The sequence below is a fragment of the Rhodococcus sp. R1101 genome (assembly GCF_000278445.1).
In the GTDB taxonomy this organism is placed as follows: Bacteria; Actinomycetota; Actinomycetes; order Mycobacteriales; family Mycobacteriaceae; genus Rhodococcus; species Rhodococcus gordoniae.
Genome location: NZ_AJVB01000528.1, coordinates 1 through 2522, shown reverse-complemented (window position 1 = coordinate 2522; position 2522 = coordinate 1). Strand labels below are relative to the sequence as shown.

Genomic DNA, 2522 nt, shown 5'->3' with positions numbered 1-2522 from the left:
GTCAGCGCCTCCCCCTATGTCGATGCCGTGCAGTACCACGACTACGGTGCCGACGCCGTGCCGTTGCCCGGCGATCAGTGGAACGGCCTCGCCCGGCGGGTCGCACAGGCCGCAGCCGTCGGAAAGCCGTTGCTCGTGGCGGAGATCGGCGAACTCGCTGGGTCCTGCGGGGCGCTCGGTGACCGCGCCGACCACATCACCACGAAGATCGAGGGCCAACGCGCCGCCGGCACCGCGGGTGCACTGCTGTGGGCGTTCGTGCCCGACCCGAGGGAAGGCGACTGCACCTACGACATCGGATTCGACGACCCGCTGTGGGATGTGGTCGAGGATCTCGGGTCCCTCGAACCCTCCACCCTCCCCAACGCGCAGTTCTCTCGATAAGAGGAGTCCTCACACGTCGACGGTGAAGCCGAGGTCCACATCGCAGGCGGCCTGTCCGGCGCGGATCCCCCAGCTCTCGGTCGGGATGTCGCGCGCGATCACGGTCACGTGGTCGGCGGGGATCGCGAATGCGTCGAGCCGCTCGGTGATCTCACGGTAGAGGCGCCGCTTGGCGTCCACGCTGCGTCCGGCAAAGCAGTCGACGATCACCAAGGTGTAGAGCTCGGGAGAGGTCAGGGTCGGCGGCACCGCGAAGCGTTCAGGTTCGTGCACCACAAGCCGGACGTGCTTGTCGACCTCCGGGATCCGGAAGGCGGCGACGAGCGCGTCGTGGACGGCGTCGATGATGCCGGTCTCGACCTCGCGGTCGTGGCGGGTGCGAACCTCGATGACGGTGCTGGGCATCCGACACTTCTACCGGTCGGAGGACCGCTGCGCAATGGACGGAGGCGGAATTCATCGGCGGACGGCCGAGAAATTCCTCCGCTTCTCGCCGGGGACCGCCGAGTTCGCGTCGTCGGTTCTCCGGTGGCGCCGGAGGTTACCCACGCACACCCGTCCCACGAGCGCAGGGTGGAACAGACAGCTCGGCGGATCCATCAGGCTGCTGACCCGCAGGAAACGGTCGACGACCACGGGATCGTTCTCGGCAGCGGCCAGGACACGCGCCACATACGCGTTGCCGAGTCGGGTCTGCACGCTGCGTGGGCCTTCGACCTCGGGCAGCGCCAGATCCGCGCCGACCGCGAGCTGCCACGCGGCGCCGATCGGTTTCCTCGCGGCCCGGAAGAATCTGCGGGACAGGTCGTCCTCACCGCGCCGCAGGCAGTCCCGCAGCGACATCGCTTCGACGGCGGCGACCGTCATGCCCTGACCATAGACCGGATTGAAGCTGCAGATCGCATCGCCGAAGACCAGCAGTCCAGCCGGGAAACGGCGCATCCGCTCATAGTGTCGCCATTGGCTGGACGGGAACTTGTGCTGTGCCAACTCACCGAGGGGTTCGGCGGTACGGAGCGCGGCCACGACATGCTCGGGCGCGTACGCCTCCACGGCGGAGATCATGCCGTCCAGGCGCGGTGGCGGTTCACGACCAGCCATGGCGGCGACCGTGAACAGCCACGTGTCGTGCTCGTAGCCGAACAGCGCCATGCCCGCGGGGCGACCCGGCACGGCGCCGATCAACACCATCTTCTCCATCGGTGTGCCCGGCGCGAGTCGCAACAGCTGGCTGCGATACACGACGTGGACGACGACATGCTCCTCGACCGGTCGCCCGTAACCGAGTTTCTCGAGACCCGCCGGGGTGCGGGCTCCGCGCCCCATCGCGTCGACCACCAGATCCGCCGTCAGGCTCCGAACACCCTCGCGGCTGCCCACCTGCACTCCGGTGATCCGGCGGCGGTCGGGTGTCGTCGTCAGGTCGCCGACGTTGTGCCCGTCGAGGAGAGTGATGTTCGGGATGGCGCGCACGCGCCGCCGGACATGATGTTCGAGCAGCGGCCTGCTCGGCACGTAGGTGGCTCGGTGGTCGCGGAAGCGACCCGACGGCGCCAGCCGGTGGCCACCGAGGACGAAGTGCATCTCCGACAGGTCGCCGTCGGCGATCACCGGTGCGCCGTCGGCGATCAGTTCGTCGAGGATGCCCGGGAACAACTCGTCCATGGACCGGGCGCCGCGGGCGAGAAGCCCGTGTCCGTGCCGCCCCTGCGGTACCCCGTGGCGGTTCTCCGCACCGGTCGGGAGGACGTCGCGTTCGACGACCGTCACCGCGCGGTACGAGCCGGCCAGTGCACGGGCCGCGAGCAGACCGCCGACGCTCGCGCCCAGAACGATTGCATGGTCACCGATCTTGTTCATCTCGTCATCTCCGTCGGCCGGTCGACTGTCGCGCACCTACGTGCCTGTACACGAAGTCTGCGGCGGCGATCGTCGACGGTCGCGAGTAGCGCACTACTCGATTCGGAATCCGGTTGCCCGGCCGCGGCGGCGCTGCTTCGATCGGAGCCATGAACGACCGCACACGTCTGAGGCGCAAACCCGAACGCGGCACCGATGATCCCGCCGTCCTGCACCGCCTTCTCGACGAGGCCCGCATCGCGCACGTGGGATTCGTGCGCGGCGGATCGCCCGTGGTG

At 68.8% G+C, this 2522-nt stretch carries 2 protein-coding genes and 1 pseudogene; 1 reads left to right on the top strand and 2 read right to left on the bottom strand.

From position 1 onward, the window contains the following. Positions 1–384: pseudogene (locus tag R1101_RS27955) on the top strand (beta-mannosidase); the annotation flags it as partial. 9 nt (positions 385–393) lie between these two features. Here R1101_RS27955 and R1101_RS0121030 read toward each other — a convergent pair. Both R1101_RS0121030 and R1101_RS0121025 read right to left on the bottom strand, forming a co-directional pair. Continuing rightward, positions 394–789, bottom strand: a complete 396-nt coding sequence (locus tag R1101_RS0121030; RefSeq protein ID WP_016935239.1) for a tautomerase family protein — start codon at positions 787–789, stop codon at positions 394–396. Positions 790–840: 51 nt separating this feature from the next. Next, on the bottom strand, positions 841–2244 hold the full coding sequence (locus R1101_RS0121025; protein WP_016935238.1) for an FAD-dependent oxidoreductase: 1404 nt from the start codon (positions 2242–2244) through the stop codon (positions 841–843). Positions 2245–2522: the final 278 nt, after the last annotated feature.